The organism is Gammaproteobacteria bacterium (assembly GCA_028817225.1).
Classification (GTDB): Bacteria; Pseudomonadota; Gammaproteobacteria; order Poriferisulfidales; family Oxydemutatoraceae; genus Oxydemutator.
Map to the genome: position 1 here is coordinate 1 of JAPPQC010000055.1, position 17,787 is coordinate 17,787.

Consider the following 17,787-nt stretch of genomic DNA (forward strand, 5'->3'; position numbering starts at 1 on the left):
AACTGGAAGTTCTGCAGGAACGCATGAACCACCTTGCAACCAGGGAGCAGATGAATGCAACCACCGCGCAGATGAACAAACTGCACGGCGAAGCCATGGCGCGCATGGACCAGATGGCAACCAGGGATGAGATGAACGCAACCGTCGCGCAGATGAATAAACTGCACGGCGAAGCCATGGAGCGCATCAACCAGATAGCAGGCCAGATGGCAACCAAGGATGAGATGAACGCAACCGTCGCGCAGATGAACAAACTGCACGGCGAAGCCATGGAGCGCATCAACCAGACAGCCGCCACAGTGGAGGTTCTGCGAGAGCGCACGAGTCATATGGTAACCAGGGCGGAGATGCAGGAACTGCGCAGCGAATTCATGGATCGAATCGGCAGGGTGGAAACCTGCATGGGAGAAGTGAAAAGCGAATTGAAACTCATCCGCTGGATTGGAGGCGCGCTGGGGATCGCCATCATTGCCGGACTCGTCAGAATCATCTTCTTTCCGGTTGTTTGATTCCGGGAGATGCCGGGCATGATGGGTTGAAAGGGCCGCCTTCGGGCGGCCTTTTCGGGTCAGCCGCGGTGCCGTGCTGCGCGGCAAGCCCGGCGTCCCCGGCGTGCGCTATACTGAGGGCGGCGATTCCAAGACGATGCTTCCCTACCTGAAATTGCTGACGGAGATTCTGGAGAACGGCGCGGCCAAGGAAGACCGCACCGGCACCGGCACGCTTTCCATCTTCGGCTGGCAGTCGCGTTACGACCTGAGCGCCGGGTTTCCGCTGCTGACGACGAAAAAGATTCACTTCAAGTCCGTCGTCCACGAACTGCTGTGGTTTCTGAAGGGCGACACCAACATCGCCTACCTGAAAGACAACGGCGTCTCGATATGGGACGAGTGGGCCGACGACGACGGCGAACTGGGGCCGGTGTACGGCGCCCAGTGGCGGCGCTGGAACGACGGCAACGGCGGCGGCATTGACCAGATGCGCGGCGTCGTGGATGAAATCCGGCGCAATCCGGACTCGCGCAGGCTGATTGTCAGCGCGTGGAATGTCGGCGAACTGGGCCGGATGCGGCTGCTGCCGTGCCATCTGCTGATTCAGTTCTATGTCGCCGACGGGCGCCTGTCGTGCCAGTTTTACCAGCGCAGCGCCGATGTGTTTCTCGGCGTGCCGTTCAACATCGCCTCGTACGCGCTGCTGACGGCGATGGTCGCGCATGTGTGCCGGTTGCAATGCGGCGACCTGGTGCATTCCATCGGCGACGCGCACCTGTATCTGAACCACCTGGAGCAGGCGCGCGAGCAACTGCGGCGAAAGCCGCTGGCGCCGCCGACAATCCGGCTGAACGAGCGCGTGAACGACTTGTTCAACTTCCGCTATGAGGACATTGAACTGCTCGACTACCGCGCGCACCCGCACATCGGCGCGCCGGTGGCGGTATGAAGGTGTCGCTGATCGTATGCCACACCCGCAACCGCGTCATCGGCGCCGGCAGCCGGATGCCGTGGCATCTGCCGGCGGACCTGAAGCGCTTCCGGCAGACGACGATGGGGCACGCGATTGTGATGGGGCGCAAGACGCTTGAAACGCTGGACGGCCCGCTGCCCGGGCGCAGAAACATCGTCATGAGCCGCCGCCGGCTGCAACGCGCGGGCTTTGAGGCGGCGGCGGACATCGGCGCGCTGGAGGAAATGGTCGGCGACGAGCGTTTCTTCGTCATCGGCGGCGGCGAAATCTACCGCCTGTTTCTGCCGCTGGCCGACACGATACACCGCACGCTGATTGAGGCCGAACTGGACGGCGACACCTTCTTCCCCGAACTGGAACCGCGCGAATGGCGCGTGCGCGAAACAGGGCGACGCGCCGCCGACGAGCGCAACCGCTACGCACTGCGATTCAGCAAACTGGAAAGGGTTGCCGCGCCCGGCGGCGCGCTTAATACGGCGAACCGCGCTTAACGCACTCCACGCTGAACGCGCGCCATTCCCCCGGTTCAAGCCGAAACGCCGTCAGCCGCCCGTCCCAGACACAGCCCGAATCCAGCGCGACGCACCCCGGCAGCCGCGCGAAACCCAGCGCCGCCCAGTGCCCGAACAGCACCGTGCAGGCCGGGTCGCGCCGGTGCGGGAATTCAAACCAGGGGCGCAGGCCGTGTGGCTGCGCGCCCGGCGGCCCGGTGCATTGCATGTCCATGCGCCCGTCGGCGTCGCAAAACCGCATCCGCGTCATCGCGTTGACGATTACGCGCAGCCGGTCGGCGCCGCGCAGGCCCTCGTCCCAGCGGTCGGGCGCGTCACCGAAGAGCGACGCCAGAAAGCCGCGGCGGTCGGCGCGCAGCGCCGCGCCGACTTCCGCCGCCAGCGCGACGGCGGTTTCAATGTCCCACTGCGGCAGCAGGCCGGCGTGCACCAGAATCAGTTCGCGCCGCCGGTCCGCTCTCAGCAGCGGCTGGCGCGCGAGCCAGTCGGTCAGTTCGCCGGCATCGGGCGCGTCGAGCACCGCCTGCAAACCATCGTTGGCGCCGCCGCCGATGCCGGCGGCGAGGCGCAGCAGATGAAACTCGTGGTTGCCGAGCACGCAACGCGCGGCATCACCGAGGCCCCTGACAAAACGCAGCGTTTCCAGCGATTGCGGCCCGCGGTTGACCAGATCGCCCGCAAACCACAGTTGGTCGGACGCCGGATCAAAGCGGATTTCGTCCAGCAGGCGCCGCAAATCGCCGTAGCAGCCCTGCACATCGCCGATGGCGTACAGGCTCATCGGGGGCTTGCGGGGCTTGCGGGCAGGGCGCGCGTCACGCGGACGCGGTGTCGCACGGCGGCGGTCAGTGCAGTGTGTGGGGCGCGGTCAGCGCGAACTCTTCGATCTCGGCCTCAAACTCGGTGCCGTCTTCGGCGAGCATCTGATAACTGCCGCGCATGGTGCCGAACGGCGTTTCCAGAACCGCGCCGCTGGTGTAGCGGAAGCTGACGCCGGGGCGCAGGTACGGCTGCTCGCCGACCACGCCCTCGCCGGACACTTCCTGAACCTTCTGATTGGAGTCGGTGATGACCCAGTGACGCGAAATCAACTGCGCCGGCACCTTGCCTTCGTTCATGATGGTGATGGTGTACGCGAAGACATAGCGGTCCCTGACCACATCGGACTGGTCTTCAAGGAACTGCGTCTCCACGCTGACATTGATGTCATATAGTTTGGTTGTCGGCATAATTCAGGCTCTCCGCGTTTCGTTTCCTTTATAGTTTACCATTTTCATAAACTGGTCAAGGCGCAGCGTGTCGGGGCGCTGGCCCGGATCCACGCCCAACCGCTCCAAAGCGCCCCGGTCAAACACTTCTGACAGCGCGTTGGCGGCGGTTTTGCGGCGCCGCGAGAACGCCAGCCGCACCAGTTCGTCGAGACGGCGTCGCGTCTCCGGCGGCGGAGCCGCCTTCGGCAGCAGGCGCACAAAACCCGAGACGACCTTCGGCGGCGGCGCGAACGCGCGCGGCGCGACATCAAACAGCGGCTGCGTCTCGAAACAGCACGCGCCCATGACGCTGAGGCGCGAATACTCCGCGTCGCCAGGCTGCGCCGCCAGCCGCGCGACGACCTCGCGTTGCAGCATCAGGTGCATGTCGGCGATGTGCTCGTGGAAGCGCACCAGGCGGAACAGCAGCGGCGCCGAGATGTTGTACGGCAGGTTGCCGACGACGCGCAGCGCGCCGCCGAGGCGCGCGAAGTCAAAATGCAGCACATCCTCGCAGTACACCTGCAGGCGCCCGGCGGGCGCATCGAGGCGGCGCAGGTCGCGCGCCAGGTCGCGGTCTATCTCAACCGCGGCGACGCGCGCGGCGCGCGCCAGCAAGGGCCGCGTCAGCGCGCCGTCACCCGGCCCGATTTCAACGACGCGGTCGGCGGCGGCGGGGGCGATGCTGTCCATGATGCGCGACACCACCGCCGGGTCGCGCAGAAAATGCTGTCCGAAGCGTTTGCGCGGGGGCTTGCGCAGAGGGTTGCGCGGCGGCGTTTCAGTCATCGCACAACTGCACGGCGCGGCGAACCGCCGCCACAAGGCTTGACGGCGACGCGCGTCCGCTGCCGGCGAGTTCCAGCGCCGTGCCGTGATCCACCGATGTGCGGACAAACGGCAGGCCGAGCGTGATGTTGACGGCGGCGCCGAAACCGGCGTGCTTGACGACCGGCAGCCCCTGGTCGTGGTACATCGCGACGACCACATCGCAGTCGCGCAGCGATTCGGGGGTGAAGGCGGTGTCGGCGGGCAGCGGCCCGCGCAGATGCATCCCTGCCTTCTTCATCCGCTCGATGGCCGGGGCGATGACGGTCTCCTCCTCGCGCCCGAGGCAGCCCTGCTCGCCGGCGTGGGGATTGAGGCCGCACACGGCAATCCGCGGCGACGCAATCCGGAAGCGTTTTTGCAAGTCGGCGTGGACGACCGACAGCGTCGTCTCGATTCGCTCGCGCGTCAGCGCGCCCGCGACCGCCGACAGCGGCAGGTGCGTCGTCGCCAGCGCGACGCGCAGTCGGCCCGTCTCCAGCAGCATCACGCCGTGCGCGCCGGCGCGCGCCGCCAGGTATTCGGTGTGGCCGCTGAAATCGCCGCCGGCGCGGATGACGGCGGCCTTGCTGACCGGGCCGGTGACCAGCGCCGAGAAACGCCCGGCGAGGAGGCCGTCCACCGCGCCGTCTATCAATTCAAGCACATAGTCCGAGTTGCGCGGTTCAAGTCGCCCGTCGGCGACCGGCGCCTTCAGCGCGACATGGCGCACCGCGAGATGCCCGTCGCCTGCGTGCCTGCGCGGCGCGCCGTCGCCGGCCTCGTCGAGCGACACCGCAACGCCGAGTTGCGCGGCGCGGCGGCGCAGATGATGAATGTCGCCGGCGACGATGACGGCGGCGTCAAAGCCGGTGTGCGCCAGCGCCAGTGCGATGTCCGGCCCGATGCCGGCAGGCTCGCCCGATGTGACAATGATGGTTTTCATATCGCGCGGGCGCGGCGCGCGGGCCGGTCAAAGCCGGATATCCACATAGCGCCGCTCGCGCAGGCGCAGCATCCACGAGCGGAATTCCTCTTCGGATTTTCTCTGGCGGATTGCGGCGACGGCCTGCTGCCGCCATGTCTCGTCGCCGATGTTGTGCTCGCGCACGCCCAGCACCTGCAACAGATGCCAGCCGAAGGAACTGCGGAACGGGCCGGCAATCTCGTCGCGCGGGCTGGTTTGCATTTTCTCGGCGACCTCCGCCACCATGCTTTTCGGCGACACCCAGCCGAGGCTGCCGCCCTTGAAGCTGCTGCCGGGATCCTGCGAATAGCGTTTTGCGTATTTCCCGAAGTCGCCGCCGTTGTCGAGGCGCTTCTTGATGGCGCGCAGTTTTCTGCGGATGACCTCGTCGGTGTCCATCGCGTTCGGCGCCATCAGGATATGCCTGACATTGTATTGCCTCTCGACGGTCGCCGGCAGGTTGCCGCCGCGCTTGCCCTCAAGTTTGTACAGGTAGAGCGCCGCGGCGGTTCTGATGAGCGGCGCGAATTCGCCGATGTTCATTTGCGGCGCGCGCGCGGCGAGCGCCGCCGGCAGGTCTTCGGCGCGCAGCCAGCCGAAGTCCCTGAAACGCACGCCTTTCCTGTCGCGCGCCGCGCGCCGCGCGACGCGCCCGAAATCGCCGCCGTCGCGCGCCTTGTCGCGCAGCGCCCTGAGCCACGCCCTGGCCCTGTCGCGCGCCTGTTCCTGCGTCGGCAGCGCCACGCCGACGCGGGTGAAGCGGTATTCAAACTCGATGTCGCGCTCGCTCATGTAGTCCTCGATTTCCTTTTCGGTGACCTCGATCTTGTCGGTCACCTCGCGCTGGCGCAACTGGCCGATGATGACCTGCTCGCGCACATCCTCGCGGAAACCGGCGTAATCGCCGCCCTCGCTCTCGACCCGCTCCTTCAGCCGCGCGAGCGACAGTTGGTTGCGGGCGGCGAGGTTCTCCATCGCCTGGTCGAGTTGCGGCTCGGTGACGACGACGCCGCGGCGCGCGGCCTCCTGCAATTGCAGTTTCCTGACAATCAGTTCCTGCAGGGCCTGCGACGCCAGCACCTTTTCGGACGGCATCTCGGCGCGGCGCTCCTCCAGCATGCGCCGGAAGCGCGCGATGGCGGCGGCCAGTTCGCGCTGGGTGACGATCTCGTCGTCAATGACGGCGACGATGCGGTCGAGCGTTTGCTCGGCGGCATGCGGCGCGGCGGCGGCCACCGCCAGCAGCACCGCAAAAACCGTCCTCAACCCGCACATCGTCCGTTGACCGGCGTTCAGCGCGCGCGGTAGCCGGGCACCCGCTGTTCAAGCAGGTCGGTGATGCTGTCGCCGATGTCGCCCAGCCCGCGGATGCTGAATTGAAAGCCGACGAAGGTGTCGTAATCCAGGTCGCCGCCGGCGATTGCGCCGTCCGGATTGTCCACATCCTTCAGCCGCCGCTGCGCCGCCAGCCGCAGACTCCAGCAGCAACTGCGGTATTCAACGCCGCCGAAAGTGTGCAGGCCGGCGTCGCTGCGAAGGTCGCGCGACGCGCTGGCGAACACATCCCAGCGCTCGCCCAGCGGCAGGTTGAAACTGGCGCCCGCCTGCTCAAAATCGCTCTCGCGGTAGCGGTGGAACACATTGGCGACCGCGCCGCGTTCGCGCCGCCCCCGCAGCGACAGCGTCGTGGCGTGCCTTGAGCGGGCGTCCCTGCCGGTGTCCCAGATACGCGACGATGTGAGGCGCAGTCTGTCGTTCAGGTTCAGCGCGAATTCGCCGGCCATGCCGGAGTGGCTGTCGTCGCTCGTCTCGCCGGCGGTCAGATGCACGCGACGGTCGCGGAAATGGTAGGCCCGGCCCAGGCTCAGGCGCAGCGCCTCGCGCCCGCTCTTGCGGTGGAACAGGCGCGAGGTCAGCGCCACCGTCAGGCGGTCGGCGTCGCCGATTCTGTCGAGGCCGTTGAAGCGGTTCTCGTCGAACAGGCGGCTGAAACGAAACTCGGCCTCGTCGGTGTCAAACAGCGGGATGTCGTGCTGGCGGCGGCGCGGAATGTTCAGATAAAACAACTCCGGCTCGATGGTGTGGCGGTAGCGCCCGGCGGACAAATCCTTGCCGAACACCAGGCCGGCGCGCAGGCTGTACGCCGGCAGCGTGCGTTTCAGCGTCGCGCCGCGGCGGATTTTGTACTGGGTGTGGTTAAGCGCCAGCGCCGGCGTGAAATGAAAACCGGAACGGCGGTAGGCCCAGTTGACCGCCGCGCGGTTGTGAAAGCGGTTGCCGCGCGGGAAAGAGTCATTGTCGACAAACTCGTACCTGTGCGCGAACTGTGTCACGCCGGAATGAAGATGGAAATTCAGGCGCGAACCCGCCGGGCTGATGTGCCTTGAAACCGAGAACGCGGGGCGCTTTTCGTACGGGCGCCGGTTTCTCGGCGCGCTGTCGTCGGCGCGCTGGAGTTTCTCGGTCAGGAAGCGGAATTGCCAGCCGCGCCAGTGCCAGGCGCCGTTGATCGCGCTGCGCAGGTAGGACTCGCTGAAAATGTCGAAGCCGCCGGGCAGATCTTGCAGGTATTCCTTGTCCGACACCTGCTGCCAGTTGGCGTCCAGCGAGAAATCGTCGCCGAAGCCGCCGTGGTGGCGGAACGAGATGAAGTGGCGCTCGCCGTCGTATTCGTCGTCGTCAAGCCAGGCCGCCTTGAGGCTGCCGCGGTCGTGCGGGTAGAGGTAGCGGTATTTGGCGTTCAACTGGACGCCGCGCTCCGAATAATAGTGCGGCGTCAGCACGGCGTCGTGGTTGGGCGCGAGATTCAGGTACAGCGGCAGCGCGAATTCCTCGCCGGAATCGCTTGAACGGCCAATCTTCGGCGTCAGCAGCCCGCTCCTGCGCTCGCGCGACACGCGGTAGCGCGGCAGGTAGAAGACCGGCACACCGGCGACATGCAGCCATACCTGTTTGGCCAGTCCGCTGCCTTCGGCGATGTCGAGCGTCAGTTCATCCGCCGACATGAACCACACCGGGTCGGGCGCGCCGCAATTGGAGTACATCACATTGCCCTGCGCCCGGACGCGCTGCGTGTCCGGATTGTGAACGACGCGGTCGGCGCGCACCTTGTCCTCGCCGCGCTCGACCTGCACATTGCCCTGCAGCGACGACGCGCCGTCGCGGCGCGCGATGGCGCGTTCGGCGCTGATCTTGACTTCGCCGTTGCCGGCGTCGCGCAGCGGGCAGTCGGCGGGCGCGGCATCGGCGGCGCCGGCGGGCGGGCCGCACACGGCCAGTGCCAGCCACAACACCGCCGTCCGGCGGACGCGCCACCAGGCCGCCATCCGGCGGAAAGGGGCGTGCGGCGGGCAAAATCTGGCGGGTTTCATCGAAAGATATCCTTGTTTTTCTGTTGTGTCTTGCGGGCTGGCGCCTGCGTTGACTGCGCTTCGGGGCGGATACCGGACAACGGCGGGATAATAGCACAAAAATATCGGATAATAGCCACTGGCACAAAGGATTTGAGGAATGCGAATGCCCCAGAAAATCTTGTCAGGCGCGGTGGTGGCGGTGACGGTCGTCGTCATCGTCAGCCTGCTGTCGTGGCTGCGGCCGCAGGAAGCGCCGAAGAAACCGAACGAGACGCTGCGCCTTGTCGAGGTCGGCGAGACGGCTGCGCGCGAGGTCAGGCCGAGTTACCTGCTGACGGGCCGCTTGCAGCCGGTCACGGTCAGCGAACTGCGGTTTGAGGTCGCCGGGCGCGTTGTCGCCGAGAATGTCGAGGTCGGCGAGCGCGTGCGCCGCGACCAGGCGCTGCTGCAACTCGACGACGGCGATTACCGCGACGCGCTGGTGCAGGCGCAGACGCGCCTTGAACTGGTCGAGAAGAAACTCGAGCGCGATGCGCGACTGCTTGAACTGGCCGCGCAGAATGTCGAACTTCGCAAACGCGAGGTGCGGCGCATCGAGGGGCTGGGCAAAAAGAACCTGTCGTCGCCGTCGCTGCTCGACGCCGAGCGCGAGAAACTCGTCAACCTGCAATCCGAGCAGGTGCGGCTGCGGCACGCCACCGAAGAGGGCCGCCTCAACGCCCGCCTCAACCGCAGCCTGCGCGACCAGGCGCAGCGCAACCTCGACCGCACCCGGCTGCGGGCGCCTTTTGACGGCATCGTCAACCGGATTGAGGCCGAAATCGGCGACTATGTCGGCAGGGACGCGGTTGTCGCCGAACTGGTCATGAACGACCAACTCGACCTGCTGCTGAATCTCAGCAACGAGCAGGCCGGTTCGCTGGAACTGGGGCTGGCGCTCGATGTCACCGTCGGCGGGCGCACACATGCCGGCACGCTGGTGTCGCTGCAAGCCGACCCCGACCGCGACACCTACACCCACGCCGCGAGGATACGCCTGGAAGGGCGCGGCCTGAAAGCCGGCGCCGCCGCGCAGACGCGCGTGCCGGGGCCGCTGCGCTCCAATGTCGTGGCGGTGCCGGTGACCGCGGTGCAGTATGTCAACGGCCAGCCGTTCCTGTTCGTCGAGGAGGACGGCATTGTGCTGCGCCGCCGCGTCACATTGGGCGAGCGCTCCGGCGACGAGATCATCGTTGAAAGCGGCCTGCGGCCCGGCGAGCGGATTGTGCTGCGCGATGTCGAGGGGCTGGGCGACAACCAGCGGGTCATCGTCCGCAAGGCGCAGCGCGAGTCGCCGGCGCACACCGCCGGACGCTGACGGGCCGTGACCGAATTCTCGATAAAAAACCCGCTTATCGTCAATTTCCTGCTGGCCGCGATTGTCGTCATCGGCGTGCTGTCGTGGCGCTCGATGCCGCAGGAGATGTTCCCGATTATCGAGAGGGACCTGGTCGAGATACGCACCAAATTCGACGGCGCGCCGCCGATAGAGATTGAGCGCCAGGTCACGATTCCCATCGAGAAGGAAGTCGAGGACTTTGATGAAATTGACGAAATCCGCTCGACCAGCCTTGAGGGCGTTTCCACCGTCATCCTGAAACTGAAGCCGGGCAGCGACATTGACGAGGTGGTGCGCGAGTCGCGCTCGACGGTGGACGCGATGGACGACCTGCCGGAAGACATCGAGACGCCGCGAATCCGCCGCATCAAGTCCAACTTCCCGGTGCTGAGCGTCAGCGTCCATGGCGATGTTTCCGAGGCCGACCTGATTGAGAACGGCAAGCGGGTCAAGAAACTGCTGCAGAAAATCGACGGCGTCGCCGGCGTCAACATCGCCGGCGAGCGCGAGTGGGAAGTGTGGGTGACGGTGGACCCGTACGAAATCGCCGCGCGCAATGTGTCGCTGTCGGAAATCCGCGCGGCGCTGGCGTCCAACCTGATGGACCAGCCGGGCGGCTCGCTGTCGGCGGTGGAAGGCGACATTCAACTGCGCGGCGTCAGCGCCGCGCCGGACATCGAGGCGGTCAAGGACATCGCCGTCCGCGCCGGCGCCGGCGGCGGCCAGTTGCGAATCGGCGACATCGCCGATGTCGGCATGCGGCTGGAAATGCTGCAAACGCGCGCGCGTTTCAACGGCAGGGCGTCGCTGAACCTGATTGTGACGAAAGACGCCGAGGCCTCGACCATCAAGGTCGCCAACGAAATCAAGGCGCTGCTGAAGGACCTCGCCGTGCAACTGCCGCCGGCGGTGCGCGCGGGCTACCACAGCGACCTCTCCATCTATGTCAAGACGCGCCTGCAAACGGTGTTCTCGTCGGGCCTGATTGGCCTGGCGATGCTGTTGCTGTCGCTCTACCTGCTGCTTAATTTGCGGGTCGCCGCCATCACCGCGCTGGGCATTCCGGTTTCTTTTCTGGTCGCCGTCATCTGCCTCAAGTACGCGGGCTTCACAATCAACATGGTGTCGCTGTTCGCGTTCCTGATTGCGCTCGGCATGATTGTGGACGACGCCATCATCATCACCGAGAACATCTACCGCCACATCGAGGAGGGCGAGCCGACGATGCAGGCGGCGCTGCGCGGAACGCGCGAGGTCATCGCGCCGGTGTGCGCCTCGACGCTGACGACCATCGCCGCGTTTCTGCCAATCTTCGCCATCGGCGGCACAATGGGGCAGTTTGTCATCGTCATTCCGATTGTCGTCAGCGCCGCGCTGATCGGGTCGCTGGTTGAGGCGCTGCTGATTCTGCCGTCCCACGCCAACCTGATTCTGCGCGACCGCCCGGCGGCGGCGACAACCGCGACGGCGGCAACCGCCGCGGCGCCGGCGACCGCCGCGGGCGGCGGCCCGCAGATTCCGGGCCGCTGGCATGAATTTCTCGGCCACTACCGGCGCTACCTGCGGTGGGCGGTCAAAAACCGCTACCTGGTCAGCGTCATCGCCGTCTGCGTGCTGGCGGTGGCGGTGACCATCGCCGTCACGCGCGTGCCGTTTCAACTCTTCGGCCACATCGAGGTGGACCAGTTCTTCGTCAACATCGAGGCGCCGAGCAATTACAGCATCGAGGAGTCGGGCGCGCTGGCCGAGACCATCGAGCACGAAATCCTGGCGGCGTTTGACGGCCACGAGCACGAACTCGATGTGCTGCTGACCAACATCGGCCTGCTGCTTGAGGGCCGCATCCAGCGCTCCAGAATCGGCGAGAACTACATCCAGTTTTCCGTCACGCTGGAACGGCGCGAACCGCGCGGCTTTGTCGAGAAATTCGTCGTGCCGCTGGTCAGCCTGAAATTCGACCAGCAGGGGCGGCGCAAACGCGACACCGAGGCCATCATCGCGCTGGTGCGCGAGCGCGTCGGGCGCCTGCCGGGCGTCAAGCGCTTCTCGATTCTGCGCACCGAGGCCGGCCCCGCCGGCTCCGATGTCTCCATCAGCCTCGCCGGGCCGGACCTGGAAACGCTGGAAAACTACGCCGACGAGATGGAGAGCTTCCTGGCCTCGCTGCAGGGCGTCAGCGACGCGCGCCACGACATGGAGCCGGGCAAACTGGAATTCCGCTACCGCCTGAACGAACACGGGCGGCGCCTCGGGCTGACGCAGCGCGAAATCGCCGAGGCGGTGCGCACCGGCTACCTGGGGCTGGAAACGGTGCATGTCAACTGGGGCGACGAGCGCTACCCGGTGCGCCTGATTTTCACCGAGGACATCCGCAACGACAGCAGCCGCCTGTCCGAACTGCCGATTACGCTCGCCGACGGCAAGGTGGTGTATTTCAGCGAAGTGGCCGACATGCAACTTGACCGCGGCTTCAACCAGTTGATACGCCTCGACGAGCGCCGCATCGCCACCGTGGATGCGGAGATTGACCAGAAAAAGACGACCGCGCTGCAAATCTACGACGCCGTCAGCAAGCACTTCACGCCGATTTACCAGACGCGGCCCGGCTACCAGATGGTGTACCGCGGCGAGAAAAAAGAGGCCTCGGAATCGTTTTCCGGCATCTTCGAGGCCGGCGTCATCGCGCTGTTCCTGATTCTCTTCATCCTGGTCGTGCTGTTCCGCTCGCTGCTCGACCCGCTGCTGATTATCCTGACCATCCCGTTCGGCATGGTCGGCGTCGTCTTCGGCCATCTGCTGCTCGGCTACAACCTGCAATTCGTCTCCGTCATCGGCATCCTCGCGCTGAGCGGCATCATCGTCAACGACTCGCTGATCATGATTGACTGCATCAAGCGCATGCGCCGCGACGGCGAGACGCGCGAGGACGCGGTGGTGCTGTCGAGTTGCCGGCGCTCGCGCCCCATCCTGCTGACGACGGTGACGACCTTTCTCGGCGTGTCGCCGCTGATTTTCTTCGCCAGCGGCCAGACCGCCTTCCTGTCGCCGATGGCCATCAGCCTCGGCTTCGGCCTGGTCGTCGCGACGGTGCTGATACTGGTCGTGCTGCCGTGCTTCTATCTCGTCGCCGACGACCTGAAAACGGCGCTGGCGGCGGCGACCCGGCGCCGCGCAAGCGTGGGCGTTTCGTGACGCGCGTCATCACCCTCAACGCCAACGGCATCCGCTCGGCTTCATCCAAGGGCTTTTTCGACTGGCTGCGGGCGCAGAAAGCCGACTTCGTCTGCATCCAGGAACTGAAGGCGCAGGTCGGGCAGTTGCAGGACGCCGTGTTTCATCCGCCGGCCTGGCACTGCCACTACCACGACGCCCGCAAGAAGGGCTACAGCGGCGTCGCGCTGTATTCGCGCCGCCGCCCCGACGATGTCATCGAGGGTTTCGGCAGCGACGAGTTCGACCGCGAGGGGCGCTACATCGAGGCGCGGCTCGGCGCGCTGTCGGTGGTGTCGCTCTACGCGCCGTCCGGCTCGTCCGGCGACGAGCGCCAGCAGGCCAAGTTCCGCTTTCTCGACGAGTTCGGGCGCCATCTGGGAAAACTGAAGCGGCGGCGGCGCGACTACATCATCTGCGGCGACTGGAACATCGCGCACAAAGAGATTGACCTGAAAAACTGGCGCGGCAACCTGAAGAACTCCGGCTTTCTGCCGGAGGAGCGCGCGTGGATGGACCGCCTGTTCGGGCCGCTCGGCTACAACGATGCGTTCCGCGAAGTCTGCCCGCAACCCGACCAGTACACCTGGTGGTCGAACCGCGGGCGCGCGCGCGAGAACAATGTGGGCTGGCGCATTGACTACCAGGTGACATCGCCGCGGCTGCGCGGCGCGCCGGTGCGCGCGGCCATCTACACCAGACGGCGCTTCTCCGACCACGCGCCGCTGACGGTGGACTACGACCTGAACACTTGAACGACCGCGCCGCGACACTCAGGGTCTATGCCGATGCACGGCTGGCGAAGATACTGCTGATTGGCGTCATCAGCGGTTTTCCGTGGGTTTTGATCAGTTCGCTGGCGTCGCTGTGGCTCGGCGACGAGGGCTACAGTCTGAGTTCCATCGGCCTGTTCGGCTACGCCTTCTCGTTCTACGCGCTCAACTTCCTGTGGGCGCCGCTGCTCGACGCCGTGCGCATCCCGTGGCTGACGCGCCGCCTCGGCCACCGCCGCGCGTGGATTGCCGCGATGCAGGCCGTCATTCTGGTTGCGACGGCGGCGATGTATTTCCTGTCGCCCGCCGTCAACCTGTGGCATGTCGCCGTCACCGTCGCCGTCATCGCCGCCGCGTCGGCGACGCAGGATGTGGCGATTGACGCGCTGCGCATCGAACTGGTCGGCAAAAGCGAGACAGCGCTGGTGGCGGCGGCGGCGGCGATGGCGACCGTCGGCTGGTACACCGGCTACAACGCCGGCGGCGCCGCCGCGCTCTACTGCGTGGACTGGCTCAAGACCGCCGGCGCCGCCAACCCGTGGCAGACGACCTATCTGCTGATGACGCTGTTCATCGTCGCCTGCAACGCCGGCCTGCTGTTCGTGCGCGAGGCCGGCGGCGAACAACGCGACGCCGCGCAGGCGCGCGCCAGGCGCGACGCGCTCGCGCGGATGCCGGCGGCGGGCAATGCCGAGGCGCGCGCCGCGACGCGCGCGGCGGCGTGGCTGGTGGCGACCGTGTGGGAACCGCTCGCCGACTTCTTCCGCAGCAACGGCGCGCGCATGGCGCTGACGCTGCTGGGCTTCGTCTTTCTGTTCAAGATCGGGGAGGCGTTTCTGGGGCGGATGTCGCTGCTGTTCTACCGCGATGTCGGCTTCAACGAGGCCGACATCGCAACCTATTCCAAGTTGATCGGCTGGGGCACCATCAGTTTCTTCGCCGTCATCGGCAGCCTTTTCAGCGTGCGCTTCGGGCTGTTCCGGGGGCTGCTGATCTGCGGCATCGCGATGGCCTCGACCAACCTGCTGTTCGCATGGCTCGCCGCCGTCGGCCCCGACCGCACACTGTTCGCCGCGGCGGTCATCCTCGACCAGTTCACGACCGCCATCTCGACGGTCGCCTTCGTCGCCTTCATCTCGCAGTTGTGCGGGCGCGTCTATACGGCGACGCAATACGCGCTGCTGGCGTCACTCGGCAACCTGGCGCGCACCACACTGTCGGCGCACAGCGGCCAGTTGGTGGACGCACTCGGCGGCGCGTGGGAACAGTTTTTCATCATCACCGCGCTGATGGTGCTGCCGGGCCTGACCCTGCTGCTCGCGGCCCGCAAAAAACTGGCGGGGTACTTTACGCGGCCCGGATAGGGCGGGGGCATTTTATGTGACAAGTTCCCCATACTCTTTCTTAACCGCATGTAATTTCTTTGTGGCGCTCCATTTCGCTTTAATTACGCCTTCAATCTGCTTTACGATGGCATCGCCCGCAGTAAAATCCTTGAAGAACGGCAACCTCAATTCCTGCCATCTACCGGCTATGTTGGGGAGCGTTGTTTCAATCAACACTTTGTTGAACGCCTGCATCACTACCAAACGGTGTGACAGCAGGTAGAGCAGATAATGCGGAGTAAGGCCATACTCGTTGCCTTTTTTGACCCTCAAAACAAGTATCTCTCTGGTAAGCAGCACATCAACATCATACGGTGAGACCATTGCCACGCTTCCAATGCGGTAACTGCCGCGCCTGACATACAGTATGTCGCCAACCTGCAAGTTCTTGTTTTCCCCCTTTACACTCCTGTATATGTTTTCGGGTATGCTCGATGTCGGATCTTTGTAAATCTCCCAATTGACGATGTCTTTAACACGGATGTACGGGAACTCACCTCTGCCTTTATATTCAGCCGGCGGTGAACCATGGCCGTCAAAGAATTGAACAACCTCCTTTTCAATCAGTTCTTTAACAGAGACCAAATTAAACCCTTTCTTCTTCGCTATCTTTTCCACTTCATCATCTCTTGTTTGCCAATAGTACCTTGGAACAAAGATATTCCCCCTTTTCACCCGCCCTGCCTCAGCAGAGAAAATGTATTTCTTTCTGTTTGATTTAATCTCTTCCGTAATCAGCTTGATATCATCCCACAATTGCTCGCGGTCAATTTTCTGGGTGACAGGGTCCCAGCGATATATCTCCTTGCCTTGATGGTCATGCCCCATCTCTTCCGCCACCGCAAAACTGATGCTTTTATCCTGCGTTTTTCCTTTCTGCAGAATAATTGCTATGCATTTTGCGTTGTTATTGGGTCTGAAAGTATTGTGCGGCAGATCAATTATCCATTTGATATTATGCCGTTCCATGTATTGCATTATCGGTCTTGCGCTCGGCGCATGGAAATATGTCTCCGGCAGAATAATACCCATGATGCCGCCATCCTTGAGGAAGTCCAAACTTCTTTCAATAAACAATATTTCCGGGCGCATTTCAGTATGTCTTTTGCCGGTTTTCACATACTTGTCTCCCTCCTTTTTCCATTTGCTCGCCAATTCATACTGAGCCAACTTCTCCTCCCCCACAACTTTTATATCTTTGCCGAAAGGAGGGTTCGTCAACAACACATCAAATTTCCCAAGCTCTATGCCTTGGGCTGTCGTCCCTTTCCAGTTGTTTCGCACTTCCAGGCTGTCTTCACAGAATATTCCACCTTTGCCATCGCCTATGATGGCCATATATGCTTTGGCAACCTTGCTGAGGAAGGCATCTTTTTCTATACCTCGGATATTTTTGATTGCAGCCGCTTGCTTTTCCTCTTGCAATGCCAATTCGGACCAGTCATATTCTTTGGCCTGATTTTCCAGGCAATCCCACATATATTTAAGGCTTTCAACAAGAAAGCCGCCTGAACCGCACGCAGGATCAATCACCAATTGGTCCGGGCGCGGCTTTATAATTTCAACCATCAGATTGACCACATTCCTTGGGGTGAAAAACTGCCCTTGCCCGCCTTTCAGTGCATAACCTATGAATGTTTCAAAAGCATCCGCTATGACATCTCTCTCGGACGAGGTCAGACAATAATTCTGCAATTCGCCGACAATATAAGTGATTGATTTGTTGTCAAGGTCAATTTTGTCGCTGAAATCTATGACCTCGCTATATTTCGCTTTTACATTCTCAAAAATCTTTTTTATTCTTTCTGCAATGTCTTCATCGTCTTCATCCACGCCGGCGCGGAAGGTCACCATTTCATCTTTCTTGGTGAACCTTTCATCATATATCTTGCAGAAAATCACATTGATTAGTTGTTGAGCCAACATCTCGTCTCTGGTGGCGCCAACGGTATTCGCAGCCAAATGGCTCCGGATAGTCCGGAAAACAACTTTCAAGTTATGCGGGATTGCCAAATCCTTCCGCCTGAACCGGCCAATATCCTCTAACCGCTCGCCGTTTCTGGGGATGTTGGGGATTTCCGAGAAGAAAACCTCACCGTCTTTCTCATACTTTCTTATGAAGAGTCTTTCTTCTCCATTGAACCAAACCCCCAATTTTGCCTTGGAAAATCGGAGGTAGTCCTGGAGTTGCTTCAGACCGTCTTTCTTTGTCTTTCTTTTGCATTCAACAACAATGAACAGGCTGTCGTCTGACTTGCGGCCCTCAAATACCGCTATATCGATGGGATATTCTCTTTTGGTATCAGACGGCCTCGCCCTGACCCGCCACTGTGGTCTGGTCTGCAATTGGTCTTTTGAGTATCCGTAGTCTTCTACAAGAATTTTGGAAAAAACTTGAACAGCTTCGGTCTCTTCAGGAGTGGCTCTTACCTCTTTGCCACTCACATAGTCTTTGATATAACCATCTTTCATTGAATATATCTTCCTTTATGTAATCTCATCGTTTCTTTTGGTCGCTGATTAAAATCAGCCGGCACAGAACCGTAGCGGCCAAGTGCCTTACTGTTTCCTTTGCCGATTCACTAATGCAGTCTGCGACTGTTTGGATTAGTTGTGACAACCACTTTATCCCCCGGTAAGGAGGCCGGGGTAGTGCGGATTTTCATTGTTTCCTCCTTACAGTATCTT

Annotated in this window: 14 protein-coding genes; 7 read left to right on the top strand and 7 right to left on the bottom strand. The window is 63.0% G+C overall.

What is annotated here, in order from left to right; all coding sequences use genetic code 11:
- The 3 genes from OXU50_07870 to OXU50_07880 all read left to right on the top strand — a co-directional run.
- Nucleotides 1–509, top strand: a 509-nt coding sequence (locus OXU50_07870) for a hypothetical protein (GenBank protein ID MDD9869786.1), incomplete at its 5' end; no start/stop codon positions are given.
- A 136-nt stretch (nt 510–645) separates the two neighbouring features.
- Nucleotides 646–1,440 (top strand): thymidylate synthase, encoded by a 795-nt coding sequence (locus OXU50_07875; GenBank protein ID MDD9869787.1) that lies wholly within the window; start codon nt 646–648, stop codon nt 1,438–1,440.
- Nucleotides 1,437–1,955 (top strand): dihydrofolate reductase, encoded by a 519-nt coding sequence (locus OXU50_07880; protein MDD9869788.1) that lies wholly within the window; start codon nt 1,437–1,439, stop codon nt 1,953–1,955. Before OXU50_07875 ends, OXU50_07880 begins: the two co-directional genes overlap by 4 nt.
- Here the strand turns inward: OXU50_07880 and OXU50_07885 are convergent.
- The 6 genes from OXU50_07885 to lptD all read right to left on the bottom strand — a co-directional run bounded on the left by OXU50_07885 (nt 1,933) and on the right by lptD (nt 8,290).
- A complete protein-coding gene (locus OXU50_07885) occupies nt 1,933–2,757 on the bottom strand; it encodes a symmetrical bis(5'-nucleosyl)-tetraphosphatase (GenBank protein ID MDD9869789.1) in 825 nt (274 codons plus the stop codon). The genes OXU50_07880 and OXU50_07885 overlap by 23 nt on opposite strands.
- A gap of 64 nt (nt 2,758–2,821) precedes the next feature.
- The gene (gene apaG / locus OXU50_07890) at nt 2,822–3,205 is read right to left on the bottom strand and encodes a Co2+/Mg2+ efflux protein ApaG (protein ID MDD9869790.1); all 384 of its coding nucleotides are present in this window, start codon (nt 3,203–3,205) and stop codon (nt 2,822–2,824) included.
- A gap of 3 nt (nt 3,206–3,208) precedes the next feature.
- A complete protein-coding gene (gene rsmA, locus OXU50_07895) occupies nt 3,209–3,988 on the bottom strand; it encodes a 16S rRNA (adenine(1518)-N(6)/adenine(1519)-N(6))-dimethyltransferase RsmA (GenBank protein MDD9869791.1) in 780 nt (259 codons plus the stop codon).
- A gap of 19 nt (nt 3,989–4,007) precedes the next feature.
- The gene (gene pdxA, locus OXU50_07900; GenBank protein MDD9869792.1) at nt 4,008–4,979 is read right to left on the bottom strand and encodes a 4-hydroxythreonine-4-phosphate dehydrogenase PdxA; all 972 of its coding nucleotides are present in this window, start codon (nt 4,977–4,979) and stop codon (nt 4,008–4,010) included.
- A gap of 27 nt (nt 4,980–5,006) precedes the next feature.
- Nucleotides 5,007–6,275 carry a peptidylprolyl isomerase gene (locus OXU50_07905; protein MDD9869793.1) on the bottom strand — a complete coding sequence of 423 codons (1,269 nt, stop codon included), beginning with the start codon at nt 6,273–6,275 and terminating at the stop codon, nt 5,007–5,009.
- A 17-nt stretch (nt 6,276–6,292) separates the two neighbouring features.
- A complete protein-coding gene (lptD, locus tag OXU50_07910; protein MDD9869794.1) occupies nt 6,293–8,290 on the bottom strand; it encodes an LPS assembly protein LptD in 1,998 nt (665 codons plus the stop codon).
- 226 nt (nt 8,291–8,516) lie between these two features.
- On the opposite strand from lptD, the gene OXU50_07915 reads away from it, so the two are divergent.
- The 4 genes from OXU50_07915 to OXU50_07930 are packed head-to-tail and all read left to right on the top strand — an operon-like array spanning nt 8,517 to nt 15,078.
- Nucleotides 8,517–9,710, top strand: a complete 1,194-nt coding sequence (locus OXU50_07915) for an efflux RND transporter periplasmic adaptor subunit (protein MDD9869795.1) — start codon at nt 8,517–8,519, stop codon at nt 9,708–9,710.
- 6 nt (nt 9,711–9,716) lie between these two features.
- Nucleotides 9,717–12,923: an efflux RND transporter permease subunit gene (locus OXU50_07920; GenBank protein MDD9869796.1), complete on the top strand. Its 3,207-nt coding sequence runs from the start codon at nt 9,717–9,719 to the stop codon at nt 12,921–12,923.
- Nucleotides 12,920–13,696, top strand: coding sequence for an exodeoxyribonuclease III (locus OXU50_07925; protein ID MDD9869797.1), 777 nt, complete (start codon nt 12,920–12,922; stop codon nt 13,694–13,696). Before OXU50_07920 ends, OXU50_07925 begins: the two co-directional genes overlap by 4 nt.
- Nucleotides 13,693–15,078 carry an MFS transporter gene (locus OXU50_07930; protein ID MDD9869798.1) on the top strand — a complete coding sequence of 462 codons (1,386 nt, stop codon included), beginning with the start codon at nt 13,693–13,695 and terminating at the stop codon, nt 15,076–15,078. The genes OXU50_07925 and OXU50_07930 overlap by 4 nt, the downstream gene beginning before the upstream one ends.
- Nucleotides 15,079–15,090: 12 nt before the next feature.
- Here the strand turns inward: OXU50_07930 and OXU50_07935 are convergent, their stop codons facing one another.
- Nucleotides 15,091–17,571: an N-6 DNA methylase gene (locus OXU50_07935; protein MDD9869799.1), complete on the bottom strand. Its 2,481-nt coding sequence runs from the start codon at nt 17,569–17,571 to the stop codon at nt 15,091–15,093.
- Nucleotides 17,572–17,787 lie beyond the last annotated feature (216 nt).

Excerpts from the sequence above, each read along its gene's own strand:
- OXU50_07875 (MDD9869787.1), top strand. The coding sequence starts at position 646 with ATGCTTCCCTACCTGAAATTGCTGACGGAGATTCTGGAGAACGGCGCG.
- OXU50_07880 (MDD9869788.1), top strand. The coding sequence starts at position 1,437 with ATGAAGGTGTCGCTGATCGTATGCCACACCCGCAACCGCGTCATCGGC.
- OXU50_07885 (MDD9869789.1), bottom strand. The coding sequence starts at position 2,757 with ATGAGCCTGTACGCCATCGGCGATGTGCAGGGCTGCTACGGCGATTTG.
- apaG (MDD9869790.1), bottom strand. The coding sequence starts at position 3,205 with ATGCCGACAACCAAACTATATGACATCAATGTCAGCGTGGAGACGCAG.
- pdxA (MDD9869792.1), bottom strand. The coding sequence starts at position 4,979 with ATGAAAACCATCATTGTCACATCGGGCGAGCCTGCCGGCATCGGGCCG.
- OXU50_07905 (MDD9869793.1), bottom strand. The coding sequence starts at position 6,275 with ATGTGCGGGTTGAGGACGGTTTTTGCGGTGCTGCTGGCGGTGGCCGCC.
- OXU50_07915 (MDD9869795.1), top strand. The coding sequence starts at position 8,517 with ATGCCCCAGAAAATCTTGTCAGGCGCGGTGGTGGCGGTGACGGTCGTC.
- OXU50_07935 (MDD9869799.1), bottom strand. The coding sequence starts at position 17,571 with ATGAAAGATGGTTATATCAAAGACTATGTGAGTGGCAAAGAGGTAAGA.